The organism is Hydrogenophaga sp. (assembly GCF_026125785.1).
Lineage (GTDB): Bacteria > Pseudomonadota > Gammaproteobacteria > Burkholderiales > Burkholderiaceae_C > Hydrogenophaga.
Map to the genome: position 1 here is coordinate 195526 of NZ_JAHCKL010000004.1, position 19899 is coordinate 215424.

Below are 19899 nucleotides of genomic sequence, written 5' to 3' on the forward strand. Positions count from 1 at the left end.
GGTTTACCCTGAAATCACCCACCCGGGCAGGGCTGCATCAATGTGTTTGGCGATTCATTAGGAATTTTGATTATTGCGGGCTCTGAGCTCGCGCAACTTATCCGCGATGCGGATTTCCAGGCCACGGTCCACAGGTTCGTAGAAGCCCGGGTCGCCCATGCCGTCCGGGAGGTACCGCTCACCTGCGGCGAAGCCGCCAGCTTCGTCGTGCGCGTACCGATACCCTTTGCCGTAGTCGAGCGACTTCATCAACTGGGTCGGGGCATTGCGCAGGTGCATGGGCACGGGTCGGGTGCCGTCCTTCTTCACGAAGGCCTTGGCCGCGTTGAAAGCCTTGTAGACCGCGTTGGATTTGGGTGCGACCGCCAGGTAGACGGTGCATTGCGCCAACGCGAGTTCGCCCTCGGGGCTCCCTAATCGCTCGTAGGTCTCGGCTGCGTCGAGCGCCAGTCGAAGGGCCCGTGGATCGGCGAGCCCGATGTCCTCGCTGGCCATCCGAATCAGGCGCCGGGCCATGTAGCGAGGGTCCGCGCCACCATCGAGCATGCGCACCAGCCAGTAGAGTGCCGCGTCCGGGTCCGAGCCGCGCACGCTCTTGTGCAAGGCACTGATGGTGTCGTAGAACTGTTCTCCCCCCTTGTCGTAGCGACGCATGCGCTCGCCCAGCACCTTGAGCAACCAGGCATCGCTGACGCGTTCCAGCTTCTCGCGGGAGGCGGAGACCGCCAGCGTTTCCAGCGTATTGAGCAGGCGGCGTGCGTCTCCATCGGCGTAGGCGATCAGGCGGTCGATCGCGACGTCCTCCATCTCGGGCACCGCGTCGATAGCGCGAGCCTTGGCCACGATCTGCCGCAGATCGTCTTCGTTCAGCGGCTGAAGCACGTAGACCACGGCACGTGACAGCAATGCGGAGTTCACCTCGAACGAGGGGTTTTCGGTGGTGGCGCCGATGAAGGTGAACAGCCCGCTTTCCACGTGGGGCAGAAACGCATCCTGCTGGCTTTTGTTGAAGCGGTGCACCTCGTCCACGAACAGAATGGTGCGCTGGGGCGCGAGGCCGTTGCGCGCCGCTTCGGCACGCTCCACGGCCTCCCGTATGTCCTTCACCCCTCCGAGCACGGCGCTGATGGTGATGAACTGGGCGTCAAAGGCATCGGCCATCAACCGGGCGATGGTGGTTTTCCCCACACCGGGTGGTCCCCAGAGAATGCAGCTGTGCGGCTGCCCGGACTCGAACGCCAGGCGCAACGCCATGCCTTCGCCCAACATGTGCCGCTGGCCGATCACGTCGCCCAATGTGCGTGGCCGCAGGCGTTCAGCCAGGGGGATATGGGTCCCGGGGGAGGGCGCTGGCATGCCGTCAGAACCGATGGTGGGTCAAGGCTTGAGCACCGAGGCGCCGGGCGGCGGCTGGAAGCGGAAATCCCCCGTCTTCAGGGGCGCGTTGTCCTGCCAGTCGCTGAACGTGAGGACCGAGCGTTGACCCAGGCTGTCTTCGATATCCAGCACCGACAGCTTGCCCTGCCGAAAACCGACGCGCACCACCTGCAGTTGTCCGTTGCGGTCCTTGGGCCGCGCCTCCAGCCACTCAAGCCCCTCCCGGGCTGGCGCCGCCTTGAGGTCAAAGGACTCGGAAAGACCTTTGAGGTCGGTGCCTGCGGCAATCAGAGCGGCTGGCGTGCTTCCCAGCGCTTCCTTCTGCGAACGCGAAGTGACCTGGTTCAGGTCCACATCGTGGAGCCAGAGTGTCTGACCGTCGGCCACGATGGTCTGCTCGAACGGCCGGGCGTACTCGAAGCGAAAGAGGTTGGGTCGCAGGAACTGAAAGCGGCCGCTGGACGTCTTGGTGCGCGCCACGGTTTCACCAGACCGCTTGGGCGAGGTCACGACCTGCGTGAAGCTGGCCTTGGCACTGTTGACGTCGCGGAGGAACTTGTCCAGATCCTGCAACCCATCGGCACGAGCCTGAAAAGCGGCGAGAGCCAGGGCCCCCATCAGAAGCAAGGTGGTTTTCATGGTGTATCCGATCCGCGAAACGCCGCAGGGTTTCCTGGTACAGGGAGCCGTCAGTCGCCGCGCGACGGAACCAGGATGTCGCGCTGTCCGCTGGAGGTGAGCGCACTCACCAGACCCGCCTTCTCCATGTCTTCCAGCAGCCGCGCAGCACGGTTGTAGCCAATCTTGAGCTTGCGCTGCACGTAGGAAATGCTGGCCTTGCGGTCCTTCAGCACGATCTCAACCGCCTGGTCGTACAACGCGTCTTTCTCCCCATTGCCCTCGCCACCTTCGCCGAACAGGTCACCCCCCTCGCCATCACCGGTACCGCCTTCGAGCACGCCATCGATGTAGTTGGGTTCGCCCCCTTGCTCCTTGAGGTAGGCCACCACACGGTGTACCTCGTCGTCGCTCACGAAGGCACCATGGACCCGGGTGGGGAAGCCGGTACCCGAGGGCAGGTAGAGCATGTCACCCATGCCCAGCAGGCTCTCTGCACCCATCTGGTCCAGGATGGTGCGGCTGTCGATCTTGCTGCTGACCTGGAACGACAACCGGGTGGGGATGTTGGCCTTGATGAGCCCCGTGATCACATCCACGCTGGGCCGCTGCGTGGCCAGGATAAGGTGGATGCCGGCCGCGCGCGCTTTCTGGGCCAGGCGTGCGATGAGTTCCTCTATCTTCTTGCCGACCACCATCATGAGGTCGGCCAGCTCGTCGATCACCACCACGATGTAGGGCAGCCGCTCCAGCGGCTCCGGCTGCTCCGGCGTCAAGCTGAACGGGTTGCCGATGGACTCACCGCGCGCAGCGGCTTCGTCGATCTTGCTGTTGAAGCCCGCAAGATTGCGCACCCCCATCTTGCTCATGAGCTTGTAGCGTTTCTCCATCTCGGCAACGCACCAATTCAGGCCATTGGCGGCATGCTTCATGTCGGTCACGACCGGCGCCAGCAGGTGCGGGATGCCTTCGTAGACGCTCATCTCCAGCATCTTGGGATCGATCAGCAGCAGCCTCACGTCACGCGCATCGGCCTTGTACAACAGCGACAGAATCATCGCGTTGATACCCACCGACTTGCCCGAACCGGTGGTACCGGCCACCAGGCAATGCGGCATCTTGGCCAAGTCGGCCACCACGGGCTGCCCGCCGATGTCCTTGCCCAGCCCCATGGTGAGCAGCGACTTGGCGTCGTTGTACACCTGCGACCCCAGGATCTCGCTCAGGCGGATCATCTGCCGCTTCGCGTTCGGCAACTCCAGCGCCATCAGGTTCTTGCCAGGAATGGTCTCGATCACCCGGATGGACACCAGCGACAGGGAGCGGGCCAGGTCACGGCTGAGGTTGACAATCTGCGACCCCTTCACCCCGGTGGCCGGCTCGATCTCGTAGCGCGTGATCACCGGCCCCGGCGCAGCCGCCACCACGCGGACCTCCACGCCGAAGTCTTTGAGCTTCTTCTCGATCAACCGGCTGGTCATCTCCAGGGTCTGACTGTCCACCCCCAATTGGTGCGTGGGAGCACCATCCAGCAGGTCCACCTGCGGCAGCTTGCTGTCCGGCAACTCGGAGAACAAGGGCTTCTGGCGCTCCTTGGCCACCCGCTCGCTCTTGGGCACATCCACCAGCGTGGGCTCGATCACCACCGGCGTGGGATGAAGCTCCTCGATTTCCACGCGTTCGACCTTGACGACCTCTTCTCGCTCACGCGCCGCCCGCTCGCCGATGCGCTGATCCTCCACCGCCTCGCGCTTTTCCCTGCGTGCCTCGAACCAACCATCCAAAGTCTGTCCAACCACCTCGGCCCAATGCCCCCAGGAAAAACGGAAAACCAGAGGCAGGCTGGCCAGCAACAGCGCCAGCATCGCCAGTGCCGCGCCATTGAATCCCAACCAGCGCACAGCAATCGGCCCCAACGCCTGACCGAGAACACCGCCCGCGTGGTCCGGCAACAGCGCCTCCAGGCGGTACAGGCGACTCCACTCCAGCACCGTGCTGGCCGACAGGAGCAACAGCAAGGCCACCACGTAGAGCAGACGGCGTGGTCCGGGTCTCTGCCAGGGTTTGAGTTCTGCAAGCTCCTGTGCCGATGGGCCAGGCGTGCCACGGATCCAGCGTGCCAGCGCCGACAGCCAGGCACGCACACCCGCAAGAAAGCACCACCACACCGAAAAGCCCAGCAGGTAGTAACTCCAGTCCGACAGCAACGCGCCCAGGCGGCCACCCCAGTTGCCGACGTCCGAGCCCGTGCCCGTGGTGCTCCATGCCGGGTCGGCAAGCGAATGGCTGAGCAGCGCCAAGGACCAGAAGATCAGCGCTGCAGCGCCCAGCACCAGGACAATCTCCTGAGCGAAACGGGACACACCAGCGACAGGCGCCGAGTTTCTGTCGGCGTTCAAGGTGTTCAAGGAATAGGTCATGGGCCTCGCGGTTTTCCTGCCGCAAGCTTACCCCATGCACACCGGGAAAAAGTCATGGCGCCGACGGCGCGCCGGTCCCTCTTCCGTCTCTATCAGCCCAGAGAGGTCAGGCGCTCCTTGATCACGGTGCTGCCGTTCTCCGCGAGCTCGATGAAACCACGATCTTCCAGGTCCTTCATGACCCGGCTCACCATTTCACGCGAGGCACCGATCATCTTGGCCACATCCTGACGCGAAACACGGTCCTTGATGACCAATTGGCCATCCTTGTCCGGACGCGCAAACTCCAGCAGGGCTCGGGCCACACGCCCGTAGACGTCCATCAGCGCCAGGGACTCGATCTTGCGATCGGCATGGCGCAGACGCTGCACCAGTCCCTTCATCACCGCATAGGCCATCGAGGTGTTCTCGGGCAGGCAGCGGGCAAACTCCGTGCGCCCCAGAATGAGCACGTCCGTCTGCACCTCCGCCTTGACGGTGGCCGAGTGCGGCTGGTTGTCGATAAGGCTCATCTCGCCCACGTAGTCGCCTGGGTTCATGGTCGCCAGGATCACCTCCCGGCCACGAGAGTCGGTCGTCACCACACGCGCACGCCCGGTGAGCACGATGGCCAGGCAGTTGGACTTCTTGCCTTGTTCCACGATGCACTCACCCCGCTTGAAGCGGCGCTTGACCACCGAGTCAGCCACCGCCTCGGCCTGCGCTTGTGTGAGAGTGGAAAAGAGCGGAACCCGGCGGATCAGGTCGAGATTGGACAGAAGCGACATGCGTGTATTCCTTGGTTCAACCAGCGCCCACGGCGCTCTTTCATACAATGACTTGCACACACAGGGCCCGCTTCGGTGCTGGATTTTCAGCTGCCTGAGCCCACATAACACCGTCTACTCTAAACCACTTGGCTCCCGAACCGGGCTGCTTGAATCATGAAACACGCGAAAGTACTCATCCTGGGTTCGGGCCCTGCCGGCTACACCGCTGCTGTCTATGCCGCACGCGCCAACCTCAATCCCGTGCTCATCACCGGCATCGCCCAAGGCGGGCAACTCATGACCACCACCGAGGTGGACAACTGGCCCGCCGACGCCGATGGCGTGCAAGGGCCTGAGCTGATGCAGCGCTTCCTTGCGCACGCCGAACGCTTCAAGACCGAGATCGTCTTCGACCACATCAACAAGGTCGACTTCTCCAAACGTCCGTTCACCCTCACCGGCGACAGTGGCTCCTACACCTGTGACGCGCTCATCATCGCGACAGGCGCCTCAGCCAAGTACCTGGGCCTGCCTTCGGAAGAAGCCTTCATGGGCAAAGGCGTGAGCGCTTGTGCCACATGCGACGGATTCTTCTATCGGGGCCAGACCACCTGCGTGATCGGCGGCGGCAACACCGCGGTCGAAGAAGCGCTGTACCTCTCCAACATCGCCAGCAAGGTCTATCTGGTCCATCGCCGCGACAAATTCCGTGCCGAGCCCATTCTGGTGGACAAGGTCATGGAGAAAGTCCAGGAAGGCAAGATCGAGCTCAAGCTCTTCAAGACCCTGGACGAGGTGCTCGGCGACGCCAGCGGCGTGACCGGCATCCGGCTCAAGGACACCCAGACGGGTGCCAGCGAAGACATCCTCCTCCAGGGTTGCTTCATCGCCATCGGCCATCAACCCAACACCGAGATATTCCAGGGCCAGTTGGAGATGAAAGATGGCTACATCGTCACCCGATCCGGCCTCGGCGGCATGGCCACCATGACCAGCGTGCCCGGGGTGTTCGCCGCTGGCGACGTGCAGGATCACGTCTACCGGCAGGCCATCACCAGCGCGGGGACCGGCTGCATGGCCGCGCTGGACGCCCAACGCTTCCTGGAACAGAACCCAGCCTGACGAACGGCTCACCGAAAATTCGCTCCCGGGAATCGATAGGCTATAATCGACGGCTTTGCTGAGTTTGCCTGGCAGTCTTGCGGGCGCAAAGAAGCAGATCGGGGTTACCGCCACCCTCAACTGGCGAGGTGAGGCTGTCGAGCCGCCATGGAGACCATCACCATGGCCCAGGCCGGCGGCTGTTTGAAATAGATCGGAGTGTCCTCATGGCACGCGTCTGCGACGTCACGGGCAAGAAGCCCATGGTCGGGAACAACGTTTCCCACGCCAACAACAAAACCAAGCGCCGGTTCCTGCCGAACCTGCAATACCGCCGTTTCTGGGTCGAAAGCGAAAACCGCTGGGTGCGCCTGCGCGTTTCCGGCGCAGCCCTGCGCCTGATCGACAAGAATGGCATTGACGCCGTGCTCGCCGACCTGCGTGCACGCGGCCAGGCTTAAGGAGTCAAGAACATGGCAACCAAAGGCGCACGCGAGAAGATCAAGCTGGAATCCACGGCGGGTACCGGTCACTTCTACACCACCACCAAGAACAAGAAGACCACGCCGGACAAGATGCTGATCAAGAAGTTTGATCCCAAGGCCCGCAAGCATGTGGACTACAAGGAAATCAAGCTGAAGTAAGCCCACCCCGCGCCGCGCCTGCGGCGCATCACCCCCTCAAGGGGAACAAAAAAGCCCGCTGTTTGCACAGCGGGCTTTTTGCATTGGATCCCAGGTCGTAGCGGCGCCGGCCTTGCCGGACGACCGCCCCTTTCAAGCGTGCGCAGAGCGCAAGCGAATCGAGAAATCGCGCAATGCGGCAATGCCGCTTTCCTCGGCGCGGCGGCACCAAGCCTGCAGATCGCTGGCCAGTTGCTCGCGGGTCGCGTTGGTGCTGGACCACAAGGCACGCAACTCCTCCCGCATGGTGACCATCTTGTCCAACACGGGGTGTTCTGCCCGAACCTGGGCCAGTTGCGGTCGCACGGCAACAGGCACCTTGTCGTCGTCACGGTGCAGCCAGCGCTTGGCCGCCTTGAGGACCGAAGCGTCGGCCTGCTTGGCCTTGAGGGTCGCAATTTCGGTCTTGCAGGCTTCCCGCAATTCGCGGGCGTAGCCAGCCATCACCTCATAGCGGTTGGCGATGATGGCCTCCAGCGTCTTCTCGTCTGCGACAGGCCGCACTGCTCCAAAAGCCATCTTGGGCGGCACCTTCTTCACTTTGGCCAGACCGACCGCTTGCAGGATGCTGATGTACATCCAGCCGATGTCGAACTCATAAGGCTTGACCGACAGCTTGGCCGAAGTCGGGTAGGTGTGGTGGTTGTTGTGCAGTTCCTCGCCGCCGATGATGATCCCCCACGGAGAGATGTTGGTGCTGGCGTCTGCGGCTTCAAAATTGCGGTAACCCCACCAGTGGCCGATCCCGTTGATGATGCCGGCGGCCGTCACCGGAATCCATGCCATCTGGATGGCCCAGACCATAAGACCCAGGGCCCCGAAAAGAACCACGTCGATGATGAGCATGAGGCTCACACCCAGGGCCGAGAAGCGCGAATAGACATTGCGCTCCATCCAGTCGTCCGGCGTGTTGTGGCCGTAGCGCTCCATGGTCTCGCTGTTCTTGGCTTCGGTGCGGTAGAGCTCGGCGCCCTCCCAGAACACCTTCTTGATGCCGAAGATTTGCGGGCTGTGCGGGTCACCCTCGTGCTCGCACTTGGCGTGGTGCTTGCGGTGGATGGCCGTCCACTCCTTGGTGACCATGCCGGTGGTCATCCAGAGCCAGAAGCGGAAAAAGTGCGAGGCCAGCGGATGAAGGTCCAAGGCGCGGTGCGCCGAATGGCGGTGCAGATAGATGGTAACGCTGGCGATGGTGATATGCGTCATCACAAGCGCCAGCAACAACACCTGCCACCAGGAAGCCCCTGTCAGGCCTTGGCTCAGGAGCTGAACCAGCCCATCCCACAAGGACAGAAACGTATCGGAAACGGAAGAAGCCATTGAATTCCTAAAGGACCGCCCGAAAACGTCCAGAGCGAAAAGCCAGCCTCGGGCGTGGAGCTGGCTGAGTTGTTCCAATTTTAAGGTCTGGGGTGCAATTCACCAACCCGGAAAGCGCACCATGTGGAAAACACGGATGCAGATCGGGCTGCAGCACCCGATTTCAAGCTTTTTTCCGCCAGATAGCCGCAAAAAAGCCATCAGTTGCATGCCGATGAGGCCATAAACGCAGCCATTGACCCGCGTTTCCAGAGCAAAGCGCGTCGGCACCCGGTACACGAAGATCACTCAGGAGGCCGAGAGCCGGAACGGGTTCGAGGTCTGGGCGGCTGAGTGAAAAAGCGTCGGCCACGGCCTCATTCTCGACCTGGAGCAGACTGCAGGTGGCATACACCAACCTGCCGCCCGGCTTGAGCAGCCGTACCGCGCTGTCCAGAATGGCCCGCTGCAGCAACGCTTTGGCGGCCACGGTATCGGGCGTCTCGCGCCACTTCAGGTCGGGGTTGCGGCGCAGCGTGCCCAATCCCGAACACGGGGCATCGACCAGCACCCGGTCGATCTTGCCGGCCAGCCGCTTGATGCGGTCGTCGCGCTCGTGTGCGATCGCCACCGGGTGTACGTTGGACAGGCCGCTGCGCGCGAGACGGGGTTTGAGGGCATCCAGCCGGTGACCGGAGGTGTCGAAGGCGTAAAGGCGGCCACTGTTGCGCATGGCAGCGCCGATGGCCAAGGTCTTGCCTCCCGCGCCGGCGCAGAAATCCACCACCATCTCGCCGCGCCTGGCATCGAGCAACAGGGCCAACAGCTGGGAACCCTCGTCCTGAACCTCCACCTCACCCTGCACGAAGGCGGGCACCTTGGCCAGGGACGGTTTGCCTTGCAACCGAATGCCCAGCGGGGCGTAAGGCGTAGGTTCTGCTGACAGTCCCGCCTGACGAAGCGAAGCGAGCACCGGCTCACGTTTGGATTTGAGCGCATTCACGCGCAAGTCCAAGGGGGCGGGCTGGTTCAGACTGGCGGCCAGGCTGTCGAACTCGTCACCCACCTGCTCGCGCAGCGCCTGGGCCAACCAGTCCGGCAGGTTGTGCCGGTGTTGCGGCAACAGGTCGGCGGCGGCCACCTTGTCGCAGTGGTCGAGCCAGGTTTTTTCAGCTTCGGTCAGAGCGCTCTTGAGAAAGTCGCGATCACCCGGGAAAGCCAGGATGGCGAGCCTGCGCCACTTCGAGCCACTGCCCGAGCGGGCCAGCCACTCAAGCTTCAGGCGCTCGCGCAGGATGGCGTAGACAGCGTCGGACAGTGTGGCGCGTTCGCGCGGCCCCAGCGACCGGTTCTCGCGGAAATGGCGGGCCACGACGGCGTCCGCCGGGTGTTCGAAGCGAAACACCTGTTCGATCAGGCGGGCGCTTTCGTCCAGAAGGGCTTTGGGATGCATGGGGCGTATTGTCCACCGGGGATAATCGTGGGCTATGTCCGAAATCTCCGAACAGGTGCGTCGGCGCCGCACCTTCGCCATCATTTCCCACCCCGACGCGGGCAAGACCACCCTCACCGAAAAGCTGCTGCTGTTTTCTGGTGCGATCAACATCGCCGGCAGCGTGAAGGCCCGCAAGGCCGCGCGCCATGCCACCAGCGACTGGATGGAAATCGAGAAGCAGCGCGGCATCTCGGTGGCCTCGTCGGTCATGCAGATGGAGTACCGGGACTGCGTGATCAACCTGCTGGACACGCCGGGCCACCAGGACTTTTCGGAAGACACCTACCGCGTGCTCACGGCAGTGGATGCAGCGCTGATGGTGATCGACGCGGGCAATGGCGTGGAGCCGCAGACGCGGCGCCTGCTGCAGGTCTGCCGCGCGCGCAACACCCCCATCCTGACCTTCGTGAACAAGATGGACCGCGAAGTCCAGGCGCCACTGGACCTCATGGACGAGATCGAGCGTGAGCTGGGCATGACTGTGGTGCCTTTCACCTGGCCAGTGGGCATGGGCAAGACCTTCCGCGGCGTGTTCGACCGCCGGACCGATCAGATGCGCGTGTTCGCCGCCGGCGAGGATCGCCGCGGCGGCGACGAGGAGGTTCTGGTGGGTCTGGACAACCCGGAAAGCCTCAAGCGATTTGGTGCCGAGTTCGAACAGGCCCGCGACGAACTGGAACTGGTGGCGGGCGCTTCACCGGCGTTTGAAGAGGCCCAGTTCCTGGCAGGACAACAAACGCCCATGCTGTTTGGCTCCGCCGTGAACAACTTCGGCGTGCGCGAGGTGCTCGATGCCTTGGTGGATCTGGCACCGCCGCCGGGCGAACGACCCGCCCTTCAACGCACGGTCAAACCCGAGGAGCCGAAGTTCACCGGCGTGGTGTTCAAGATCCAGGCCAACATGGACCCCGCGCACCGCGACCGCATTGCCTTCGTGCGCATGGCCAGCGGCCACTTCGAACGCGGCATGAAATTGCGCGTGGTGCGTTCCGGCAAGGACCTGCGGCCCAACACCGTGGTGAGTTTTCTGTCGCAACGGCGCGAACTTCTCGACGAGGCCTTTGCCGGCGACATCATCGGGATCCCCAACCATGGCGTGCTGCAGTTGGGGGACACCCTCACCGAGGGAGAGAACCTCCAGTTCACCGGCCTGCCTTTCTTCGCACCCGAGATCATCCGCAGCGTGGAGGTCGCCGATCCGCTGCGCAGCAAGCAACTGCGCGCCGGCTTGACCCAGTTGGGCGAAGAGGGCGCGATCCAGGTGTTCCGTCCCGTGGCTGGCTCGGTGCTGCTGCTGGGCGCCGTCGGTCAACTGCAGTTCGAAGTGGTTGCCCACCGGCTGGAACACGAATACGGCGTCAAGGCCCGCATCATGAACAGCCCCTACCAGGTGGCGCGCTGGGTGACCTGCGCCCCGGAGGATGGCGGTGAGATCGAACTCAAGCGCTTCATCGACGCCAACAGCCACCGCGTGGCCCTGGACGCCGTGGACGCGCCCACGCTGCTCGTCGATCACGCGGCCACGCTGCGCGCGGTGGAGGCGAACTGGCCAAAGATCAAGTTCCACGCCATGCGGGAGCACGCAGGGCTGGTGTTTGCGAAATCGATGTGACCGCGCCCGGAGGGCTCGCAGGGATCAGGCCGTCTGCAGCAACGCTTCAATGGCCCGAGGGTAGATGACGTGCTCCTGCGTGAGCACGCGCGCCGCCAGCGTCTCGGCGGTATCGCCGCGCAACACCGGCACCACCGCCTGCTCCAGGATTTCCCCATGGTCCAGTTCGTCGGTGACGCGGTGCACCGTGGCGCCAGCGAAGCGGCACCCCATATCGATGGCGCGCTGGTGCGTTTTCAGGCCCGTAAAGGCGGGCAACAGGCTCGGATGGATGTTGACGATGCGGCCCGCATAGTGCCTGACGAAGCCGGGCGTGAGGATGCGCATGAAACCGGCCAAAACCACGAGCGTCGGCGTGAAACGGTCGATCTCGACCATCAGGGCGGCATCGAAAGCTTCGCGGCTGCCATAGGCCGCATGGTCCAGCACGGCGGTGTCGACGCCCTGCTCTCTCGCCCAGGCCAGGCCGGGGGCTGCGGCCTTGTTGCTCACCACGGCCGCGATGCGCGCACCAAACCGGGCCTGCCAGCGGCGTACCCTGGCCGCCTCGACGATGGCAGCCATGTTGGAACCGCTGCCAGAGATCAGAATCACGATGTTTTTGTTCACGCCAGACATGGCCGGGAAGTGTAATGACCTCAGACCTGCAGACCCCCTCCGCCGCCGGCCGCCCCCGCGGCCACGACTTCAGCCAGCGCCCGCTCACCCTGGTGGAGGCACGGGTGCTCGGCACCCTCATGGAAAAAGCCCGAACCGTTCCCGACAGCTACCCGATGTCGCTCAATGCGCTGGTCACCGGCTGCAACCAGAAGTCCAGTCGGGAGCCGGTCATGAACCTGGCCGAGGCGCAAGTCCTGGACGCACTGGATACCCTGCTGCGCAGCATCTGGTGCTGGAGAGCAGCGGCAACCGCGTGACCCGTTTCGAGCACAACCTCCTGCGCGCCGTGGGCGTGCCGGAGCAATCCGCCGTGCTGCTGGGCATGCTCATGCTGCGCGGTCCGCAGACCGCCGGTGAGCTGCGACTGAACACCGAACGCTGGTACCGCTTCCTCGACATCGCCTCGGTCGATGGTTTCCTGGAGGAAATGCAGGAGCGCAGTGAGGACAAGGGCGGGCCCTTGGTGGTCAAGCTGCCGCGCGCGCCCGGCGCGCGCGAGCAGCGCTGGGCGCACTTGCTCACAGGCCCCGTGGACATGGAGGCCACCGCCCCGCCGACCGCCCGCGCCAGCGCGACCGACGATGAGTTGATCGCCCTCACACGCCGGGTCGCGGCGCTGGAGGACACGGTCGCCACGCTGCAGGCGCAATGTCGGAGCCTGCACGAACAACTCGGCTTGTCGCAGCCCTGACAGACTGAAAACGAACGGTCGTGCGAAACTAAGCCCATCATTGCAGTTCAACCGCCGCGTCTCCGCGATGCGGCCCTCAGGAGACATCCCATGGACCTGGCTTTCACGCCTGAAGAACAGGCGTTCCGTGAAGACATCCGCACCTGGGTCAAAGCGCATCTGCCGCCCGAGATATCGCACAAGGTCCACAACGCCCTGCGCCTCACCCGCGACGACATGCAGCGCTGGGCCAAGATACTGGGCAAGCAGGGCTGGCTGGGCTGGGGCTGGCCCAAGGCCTTCGGTGGCCCCGGATGGAACGCGGTGCAGAAGCACCTGTTCGAAGAAGAATGCGCGCTGGCAGGTGCGCCGCGCGTGGTGCCTTTCGGCCCGGTGATGGTCGCACCGGTGATCATGGCCTTCGGCAACAAGGCACAACAGGAGCGCTTTCTCCCGGGTATTGCCAGCGGCGAGGTGTGGTGGAGCCAGGGCTACAGCGAACCGGGTTCCGGCTCGGATCTGGCGTCGGTCAAGACCCGGGCCGAACGCCAGGGCGACAAGTACATCGTCAATGGCCAGAAGACCTGGACCACACTGGGCCAGTACGGCGAGTGGATCTTCTGCCTCGTGCGCACCAGCAACGAAGGCAAGCCGCAGACCGGCATCTCTTTCCTCCTGATCGACATGAAGTCGCCCGGGGTCACGGTGCGCCCCATCAAGCTGCTGGACGGTGAATGCGAAGTCAACGAGGTCTGGTTCGACAACGTCGAGGTGCCTGCCGAGAATCTGATCGGCGAGGAAAACAAGGGCTGGACCTATGCCAAGCACCTGCTCAGCCATGAGCGCACCAACATAGCTGACGTGAACCGCGCCAAGCGCGAGCTGGAGCGGCTCAAGCGCATCGCCAAGACCGAAGGCGTGTGGGACGACCTGCGCTTTCGCGACCAGATCGCGCTGCTGGAGGTGGACGTGGTGGCGCTGGAAATGCTGGTGCTGCGTGTGCTCTCGGCCGAGAAGTCCGGCAAGAACCCCCTGGACATCGCCGGCCTGCTCAAGATCCGCGGCAGTGAAATCCAGCAGCGCTACAGCGAGCTGATGATGCTGGCCGCCGGTCCCTACAGCCTGCCCTTCATCGAAGAGGCCATGGAAGCCGGCTGGCAGGGCAACTTCCCCGGCGGTGTGGCGGCCAATGCGCCGCTGGCTTCCACCTACTTCAACATGCGCAAGACCACCATCTACGGTGGCAGCAACGAAGTGCAACGCAATATCGTCGCGCAGACGGTGCTCGGCTGAGGAGACACAGATGGACTTCGACTTTTCCGATGACCAGGTTGCCCTGCGCGACGCGGTCCAGAAATGGGTGGAAAAAGGCTACGGCTTCGAGCGTCGGCGCGCCATCGTGGCGGCAGGCGGCTTCGACCGCGCGGCCTACGGTGAACTCGCTGAACTTGGGCTGACGGGTCTCTATGTGAGCGAGGCGCATGGAGGATTGGGCATGGGCCCGGTGGAAGGCATGGTGGTGCTGGAAGAACTGGGCCAAGGCATCGTGCTCGAACCCCTGGCGCAGACATTGCTGACCTCCGCGCTGCTTGGCGCGTGGGCGCCCGCAGAACTGCAGAAGGACTGGCTGCCGCGCATGGCATCAGGACAGGCGGTGGTGGTGCTTGCCCACCAGGAACGTGGCGCCCGCTACCGGCTGGACGCCTGCAGCGCCACCGCAACGCCTTCCGCCAACGGCGGCTGGCACCTGTCCGGCACCAAGAACCTCGTCCCCGTGGCCGATCAGGCCGACGCCTTCGTCGTGCCCGCCCAGGCCGATGGCCGGCTGGCGCTGTTTCTCGTGGAGCGTGGTGCGCGCGGCGTTGCCACCACCGGGCACCTGACGCAGGACGGTAGCCGGGCCGGCGATGTGGTGCTCAAGGACGCGCCCGCCCGGCTCATCACCACCGACGGCCTGGCGGCGCTGGAGCACGGCGCTGACATCGGCGTGGCCGCCGCCTGCGCCGAAGCGGTAGGCGCCATGGACAGGACCCTGGCCGTGACCGTGGAGTACATGAACACGCGCAAGCAATTCGGCGTGGCGATTGCCAGCTTCCAGGCGCTTCGCCACCGCGTGGCCGACATGAAGATGCAGCTGGAACTGGCGCGCTCCATGAGCTACTACGCCAGCCTCAAGCTCAACAGCCCGGCGCCCGAGCGCCGCGCCGCCATGGCGCGCGCCAAAGTGCAACTCGGCCAGTCCATGCGCTTCGTGGGGCAGCAGGCGGTTCAACTGCACGGCGGCATCGGCGTGACGGACGAATACATCGTCAGCCACTACTTCAAGCGCCTCACCCAGCTGGAAATGGGCTTTGGAGACACGCTTCACCACCTGGGCGAAGTGTCCGCAAGGATGCAGGACACCGCGGGCGTTTTCTCCTGAAGCCCCGCCCGGCCTGGACCTCTCAGGCGTGCAGGCGGGAGGTCTTGGGCAGGTGGGACATCAGGAACTCCATCTGGTCCGCCAGGATGCGGCGGTTGCGCAGGATGAAGTCTTCCCACAGGCTGGGCACGTAGGGGGCATAGAGCAGGTCCATGTGCGCCTGCTCAGGCGTGCGGTTGCCCTTGCGGTGGTTGCAGGACCGGCAGGCCGTCACCACGTTCATCCACATGTCGCGCCCGTTCTGCCCGAGCGGCACGATGTGCTCACGGGTGAGCTCGTCCTCGTGGAAGTGGTCACCACAGTAGGCGCACACGTTGCGATCGCGAGCAAACAGCTTGCTGTTGGTCAGCGTGGGCCGCAGATCGAAGGGGTTGATGCGTGGCACACCCTGGGTGCCGATGATGGAATTGACCGTGATGATGGACTGGCGCCCGGTGATTGCGTTGTGCCCCCCGTGGAACACCGCGATCTCGGCACCCATCTCCCAGCGCACCTCGTCGGCCGCGTAGTGCAGCACGGCTTCCTCGAGGCTGATCCAGGACTGCGGCAGACCCTGGGCGGAGAGCTTCAAGACCTTCAAGACGGGCTCCTTCACGTGAACAAGTCAGCAGGAAGGGCGGCTCCGGAGAGCCGTCCGGCGCCAGCAGGCGAGGCCGGCGGCGCATATGATCGTGTGCCAATATAGCAAGCTTTCAAGAAACGGCCGTGAGGCCATGAATTCCCGGCATGAAGATCTTTCGCGGCCTGCACAGCCTCCCTGATGGCGCCGAAGCCTTTCCCACCCGGGGCTGTGCGCTGACCATCGGCAACTTCGACGGCGTGCACCGTGGCCACCAGGCCATGCTGGCCCTGCTCAACAACGAAGCCCACCACCGCGGTCTGCCCAGCTGCGTGATGACCTTCGAGCCACATCCGCGCGACTACTTCGCCGCCCTGCACCAGAAACCCGAACTGGCGCCGGCACGCGTGGCCACCCTGCGTGACAAGCTCGAAGAGCTGGCGCGCTGCGGTGTGGACCACTGCGTGGTGATGCCGTTCAACGCCCGTCTGGCCAATCTCGCGCCGGAGGCCTTCATCCAGGACATCCTTCAGCGCAAGCTGGGCGTCAGGTACGTGCTCGTCGGCGACGACTTCCGCTTCGGCGCCCGGCGCGCGGGCGACTACGCCATGCTCGACGAGGCCGGCGCCCGCCTGGGCTTCGACGTGGCCCGCATGCAGAGCTATGAGGTGCATGGCCTGCGGGTATCCAGTTCGGCGGTGCGCGAGGCCCTGGGCGCGGGCCGCATGGACGACGTCAAGGCGCTGCTGGGGCGCCCCTACAGCATCAGCGGCCACGTGGTGCACGGGCGCAAGCTGGGTCGCCAACTGGCCGAGAGCAGCCCGGGCAAGGGCGACGGTTTTCGCACCATCAACCTGCGGTTTTCCCATTGGAAGCCGGCGGCCAGCGGCATCTTCGCCGTCCAGGTGCATGGCCTGGGCCCGCAGGCGGACTCGCCACCCCTGCCTGGCGTGGCCAACCTGGGCGTGCGGCCTTCGCTGGATCCGAACGACGTCAACGGCGGACGGGTGCTGCTGGAGACCCATTGCCTGGAGTGGCCGGCAGAACTGGCCGCCAGCCTGCCTGGCGGGGAGGCCTACGGTAAAATCGTGCGCGTGGAACTCCTGCACAAACTGCACGACGAGCTCAAGTACGACAGTCTCGATGCCCTGACCCGTGGCATCGCCAAGGACTGCGACGACGCGCGTGCGTTCTTCGCCTCGCTGCACACCCAGACCCACCGGCAGACCACGCGCGACCGAATTTAACGGTGCTCGCGTCCGGTCGCCGCCCCTCGACAGGCTCAGGGCGAACGGGTTTCATTCTTCCTTCCCGCCTTGCCCGTCCGGGCTGAGCTTGTCGAAGACACATCGGAAACACCCCCAATGTCCGACGATACGACCACCGACTACCGCAGCACCCTCAACCTGCCCGACACGCCCTTCCCCATGCGCGGCGACCTGCCCAAGCGCGAGCCGGGCTGGGTGGCGGCCTGGAACGGCGAGGGCCTGTACCAGCGCCTGCGCGTGGCACGTGCCGGCGCCCCGCTGTTCGTGCTGCACGACGGCCCGCCGTACGCCAATGGCCAGATCCACATGGGCCATGCGGTCAACAAGGTGCTCAAGGACATGATCGTCAAGAGCCGCCAACTGGCCGGCTTCGACGCCCAGTACATCCCCGGCTGGGACTGCCATGGCCTGCCGATCGAGAACGCGATCGAGAAGAAGCACGGCCGCAATCTCAGCCGCGACGACATGCAGGCCAGGAGCCGCGCCTATGCGACGGAACAGATCGGCCTGCAGCGCGAGGACTTCAAGCGCCTGGGCATTCTGGGTGACTGGGAGCGCCCCTACCGCACGATGGATTTCGCCAACGAGGCGGGCGAAATACGCGCCTTCAAGCGCGTGATCGAGCGCGGCTTCGTCTACCGCGGCCTCAAGCCGGTCTATTGGTGTTTCGACTGCGGCTCCTCGCTGGCCGAATTCGAGATCGAGTACGCGGACAAGAAGAGCGACACACTGGACGTGGCATTCGAAACCGACGACGGCGCCCGGCTGGCCGCCGCCTTCGGCCTGCAGGGCTTGCCCGAAGGGCGCAGCGCCTTCGCCGTGATCTGGACCACCACGGCCTGGACCATCCCGGCCAACCAGGCGCTCAACGCCCACCCGGAGCTGTCCTACGCATTGGTGGACACGCCGCGGGGCGTGCTGCTGCTGGCCGAGTCGCTGGTGGACAAATGCCTGGAGCGCTTCCAGCTCGAAGGCCGCGTCCTGGCCACCGCCAAGGGCGAAGTGCTGCGCGGCCTGAACTTCCGCCACCCGCTGTACGACGCCGATGCCGGCTACCGGCGCCTGTCACCGATGTACCTGGCCGACTACGTGAGCGACAGCGACGGCACCGGCATCGTGCATTCCGCGCCGGCCTATGGCCTGGACGACTTCAACTCCTGCGTGGCCAATGGTCTGGCCTACGACCAGATCCTCAACCCGGTGCAGGGCAATGGCACCTATGCGGCCGACTTCCCGCTGTTCGGCGGGCTGCACATCTGGAAAGCCGTGCCCACCATCCTGGCCGCGCTCAAGGCCGCCGGCCGCCTGCTGGCCACCCAGGGCATCACCCACAGCTACCCGCACTGCTGGCGCCACAAGACGCCGGTGATCTACCGCGCGGCCGCGCAGTGGTTCATCCGCATGGACGAAGGCGAAGGTGTCTTCACCAAGGACAAGGCGCCGCGCACGCTGCGCCAGACCGCGCTGGAGGCGATCGAGCACACCCACTTCTTCCCCGAGAACGGCAAGGCGCGCCTGCACGACATGATCGCCAACCGCCCCGACTGGTGCATCTCGCGCCAGCGCAGCTGGGGCGTGCCCATCCCCTTCTTCCTGCACAAGGACAGCGGCGAACTGCACCCGCGCACCATGGAGATCCTCGACCAGGCGGCCGACATCGTGGAGAAGGGCGGCATCGAGGCCTGGAGCCGCGTGACCGCCGAGGAGATTCTCGGCCCGCAGGATGCACCCAGCTACACCAAGAGCCAGGACATACTGGAGGTCTGGTTCGACTCGGGCTCGACCTTCGAGCATGTGCTGCGCGGCAGCCACGCCACGGCCTATGCCAACGGCGCTTTCCACCAGGAGGGCCCGGAGGCCGACCTGTACCTCGAAGGCCACGACCAGCACCGCGGCTGGTTCCACTCCTCGCTGCTCCTGGGCTGCGCGCTGCACGACCGCGCGCCCTACCGCGGCCTGCTCACGCACGGCTTCACCGTGGACAGCCAGGGCCGCAAGATGAGCAAGTCCCTGGGCAACGGCATCGACCCGCAGGACGTGACGAAGAAGCTCGGCGCCGAGATCATCCGCCTGTGGGTGGCCGCCAGCGACTACTCGGGCGACATCGCCGGTGACGACAAGATCCTCGCGCGCGTGGTCGATGCCTACCGGCGCATCCGCAACACGCTGCGCTTCCTGCTGGCCAACATCAGCGACTTCGATGCCGAGAAAGATGCGGTTCCGCACGACCAGATGCTGGAGATCGACCGCTACGCCCTGGCGCGCGCCGCCGAGTTCCAGGCCGAGATCCTGGCCCACTACAAGGTCTACGAGTTCCACCCGGTGGTGGCCAAGCTGCAGGTGTACTGCTCGGAGGACCTGGGCGCGTTCTACCTCGACGTGCTCAAGGACCGGCTCTACACCACGGCCCCCGGCAGCCTGGCACGGCGCAGCGCGCAGACCGCGCTGCACCAGATCACCCATGCCATGCTACGCTGGATGGCGCCCTTCCTGAGCTTCACCGCCGAGGAAGCCTGGCCGGTCATCGCGGGTGCGCGCAACCAGGGCTCGATCTTCTTCGAGACCTTCGCCGAACTGCCCAGTCCCAACGAGGCTCTGCTGGCGAAATGGGCGCGCATCTGCGAGGTCCGCGAGCTGGTCAACAAGGAAATCGAGACGGTGCGCGGCACGGGCCAGGTGGGTTCATCCCTGCAGGCCACGGTGCGACTGAGCGCGCCACCGGAAGACCATGCGCTGCTGGCCAGCCTGGGCGAGGACCTCAAGTTCGTGCTCATCGTCTCCGCCGTGGAGCTGCAGGCGGGCGGCGATACGCTGGCCGTGCAGGTCACTCCTGCCACCGCCCCCAAGTGCGAGCGCTGCTGGCACTACCGCGAAGAGGTGGGCCAGGACGCGGCGCATCCGACGCTGTGCGGCCGCTGCACCAGCAACCTGTTTGGCGCGGGTGAAACCCGTGCCGTGGCCTGAGC

16 protein-coding genes and 1 pseudogene are annotated in these 19899 nt (G+C 64.8%); 9 read left to right on the top strand and 8 right to left on the bottom strand.

Annotated features, from left to right (window positions below):
* Nucleotides 1-57: 57 nt before the first annotated feature.
* The 4 genes from KIT53_RS06605 to KIT53_RS06620 all read right to left on the bottom strand — a co-directional run bounded on the left by KIT53_RS06605 (nucleotide 58) and on the right by KIT53_RS06620 (nucleotide 5182).
* Nucleotides 58-1356, bottom strand: coding sequence for a replication-associated recombination protein A (locus KIT53_RS06605; RefSeq protein ID WP_297749511.1), 1299 nt, complete (start codon nucleotides 1354-1356; stop codon nucleotides 58-60).
* A gap of 21 nt (nucleotides 1357-1377) precedes the next feature.
* Nucleotides 1378-2016, bottom strand: coding sequence for an outer membrane lipoprotein chaperone LolA (gene lolA / locus KIT53_RS06610; protein ID WP_297749514.1), 639 nt, complete (start codon nucleotides 2014-2016; stop codon nucleotides 1378-1380).
* A gap of 50 nt (nucleotides 2017-2066) precedes the next feature.
* Nucleotides 2067-4415, bottom strand: a complete 2349-nt coding sequence (locus tag KIT53_RS06615; protein WP_297749517.1) for a DNA translocase FtsK — start codon at nucleotides 4413-4415, stop codon at nucleotides 2067-2069.
* A gap of 92 nt (nucleotides 4416-4507) precedes the next feature.
* On the bottom strand, nucleotides 4508-5182 hold the full coding sequence (locus tag KIT53_RS06620; RefSeq protein ID WP_297749519.1) for a Crp/Fnr family transcriptional regulator: 675 nt from the start codon (nucleotides 5180-5182) through the stop codon (nucleotides 4508-4510).
* Between the two features lie 156 nt (nucleotides 5183-5338).
* On the opposite strand from KIT53_RS06620, the gene trxB reads away from it, so the two are divergent.
* The 3 genes from trxB (at nucleotide 5339) to rpmG (ending at nucleotide 6909) form a co-directional block, all read left to right on the top strand.
* Entirely contained in the window at nucleotides 5339-6286 is a 948-nt protein-coding gene (trxB, locus tag KIT53_RS06625; RefSeq protein WP_297749522.1) for a thioredoxin-disulfide reductase, read from the top strand.
* Nucleotides 6287-6492: 206 nt separating this feature from the next.
* Nucleotides 6493-6726 (top strand): 50S ribosomal protein L28, encoded by a 234-nt coding sequence (gene rpmB, locus KIT53_RS06630; protein ID WP_056269541.1) that lies wholly within the window; start codon nucleotides 6493-6495, stop codon nucleotides 6724-6726.
* Between the two features lie 12 nt (nucleotides 6727-6738).
* On the top strand, nucleotides 6739-6909 hold the full coding sequence (rpmG, locus tag KIT53_RS06635; RefSeq protein WP_066268084.1) for a 50S ribosomal protein L33: 171 nt from the start codon (nucleotides 6739-6741) through the stop codon (nucleotides 6907-6909).
* A gap of 132 nt (nucleotides 6910-7041) precedes the next feature.
* Here rpmG and KIT53_RS06640 read toward each other — a convergent pair whose 3' ends face one another.
* On the bottom strand, nucleotides 7042-8268 hold the full coding sequence (locus KIT53_RS06640; protein WP_297749528.1) for a fatty acid desaturase: 1227 nt from the start codon (nucleotides 8266-8268) through the stop codon (nucleotides 7042-7044).
* Nucleotides 8269-8431: 163 nt separating this feature from the next.
* Nucleotides 8432-9700: an RsmB/NOP family class I SAM-dependent RNA methyltransferase gene (locus KIT53_RS06645; RefSeq protein ID WP_297749658.1), complete on the bottom strand. Its 1269-nt coding sequence runs from the start codon at nucleotides 9698-9700 to the stop codon at nucleotides 8432-8434.
* Nucleotides 9701-9734: 34 nt separating this feature from the next.
* Here KIT53_RS06645 and KIT53_RS06650 point away from each other — a divergent pair, with 34 nt between their 5' ends.
* The gene (locus KIT53_RS06650; RefSeq protein WP_297749531.1) at nucleotides 9735-11354 is read left to right on the top strand and encodes a peptide chain release factor 3; all 1620 of its coding nucleotides are present in this window, start codon (nucleotides 9735-9737) and stop codon (nucleotides 11352-11354) included.
* A gap of 24 nt (nucleotides 11355-11378) precedes the next feature.
* On the opposite strand, the gene purN is transcribed toward KIT53_RS06650, so the two are convergent.
* Complete coding sequence (purN, locus tag KIT53_RS06655; RefSeq protein WP_297749534.1) at nucleotides 11379-11972, bottom strand: phosphoribosylglycinamide formyltransferase; 594 nt, start codon at nucleotides 11970-11972, stop codon at nucleotides 11379-11381.
* Between the two features lie 26 nt (nucleotides 11973-11998).
* On the opposite strand from purN, the pseudogene KIT53_RS06660 reads away from it, so the two are divergent.
* The 3 genes and pseudogenes from KIT53_RS06660 to KIT53_RS06670 all read left to right on the top strand — a co-directional run bounded on the left by KIT53_RS06660 (nucleotide 11999) and on the right by KIT53_RS06670 (nucleotide 15106).
* Nucleotides 11999-12705 (top strand): annotated as a pseudogene (locus tag KIT53_RS06660) (YceH family protein).
* A gap of 90 nt (nucleotides 12706-12795) precedes the next feature.
* Entirely contained in the window at nucleotides 12796-13977 is a 1182-nt protein-coding gene (locus KIT53_RS06665) for an acyl-CoA dehydrogenase family protein (protein ID WP_297749538.1), read from the top strand.
* A 10-nt stretch (nucleotides 13978-13987) separates the two neighbouring features.
* Entirely contained in the window at nucleotides 13988-15106 is a 1119-nt protein-coding gene (locus tag KIT53_RS06670) for an acyl-CoA dehydrogenase family protein (protein ID WP_297749542.1), read from the top strand.
* 22 nt (nucleotides 15107-15128) lie between these two features.
* Here the strand turns inward: KIT53_RS06670 and KIT53_RS06675 are convergent, their stop codons facing one another.
* Complete coding sequence (locus KIT53_RS06675; protein ID WP_297749545.1) at nucleotides 15129-15686, bottom strand: HNH endonuclease; 558 nt, start codon at nucleotides 15684-15686, stop codon at nucleotides 15129-15131.
* 146 nt (nucleotides 15687-15832) lie between these two features.
* Here KIT53_RS06675 and KIT53_RS06680 point away from each other — a divergent pair, with 146 nt between their 5' ends.
* A complete protein-coding gene (locus KIT53_RS06680; RefSeq protein WP_297749547.1) occupies nucleotides 15833-16912 on the top strand; it encodes a bifunctional riboflavin kinase/FAD synthetase in 1080 nt (359 codons plus the stop codon).
* Nucleotides 16913-17029: 117 nt separating this feature from the next.
* A complete protein-coding gene (gene ileS, locus KIT53_RS06685) occupies nucleotides 17030-19897 on the top strand; it encodes an isoleucine--tRNA ligase (protein WP_297749550.1) in 2868 nt (955 codons plus the stop codon).
* The last annotated feature ends 2 nt before the right edge of the window (nucleotides 19898-19899 follow it).